The organism is Seonamhaeicola marinus (assembly GCF_008085455.1).
In genome coordinates this window covers 222-765 of sequence record NZ_VSDQ01000887.1, presented here as the reverse complement: position 1 = coordinate 765, position 544 = coordinate 222, and the positions used below count along the sequence as shown (strand labels likewise).

Sequence of the window (544 nt, the reverse complement as noted above, 5' to 3'; positions counted from 1 at the left end):
GATCGGTGCCTTTTGGCAATGACACGTATGCTTTGCCAAACTTAACATAAGGACCAAAACGGCCGTTATTAACCTGTACTTCTTCGCCTTCGTATTCTCCTAAAGTTTTAGGCAATTGAAACAAATCCATAGCCTCTTCATAGGTTATGGTTGTTAATTGTTGGTCTGGGCTAAGACTAGCAAATTGTGGTTTTTCTTCTTCATCAACAGTTCCTATTTGTACCATTGGCCCAAATTTACCCAAACGCACACTTACTTGCCTGCCTGTTTTAGGATCTGTTCCTAAAATACGCTCACCAGATTCTCTATCAGCATTTTCTTTTACATCTTCAACTTTAGGATGGAAATCTTTCCAAAATGATTTCATCATTTTTTGCCAATCTTCTTTTCCTTCAGCAATATCATCAAAATCTTCTTCAACTTTAGCGGTGAAATTATAATCTAATATTTGGTTGAAATGATTCACCAAAAAATCTGTTACAATCATACCAATATCTGTTGGAACAAGTTTTCCTTTATCTGAGCCTACTTTTTCGGTTAAAGT

General features: G+C 36.0%; 1 protein-coding gene. It reads right to left on the bottom strand.

Features of this window, described 5'->3' with window-relative positions; genetic code table 11:
* Window positions 1-544: topoisomerase C-terminal repeat-containing protein (locus tag FUA24_RS24625; protein WP_246147161.1), on the bottom strand; the 544-nt coding region annotated here is incomplete at both ends.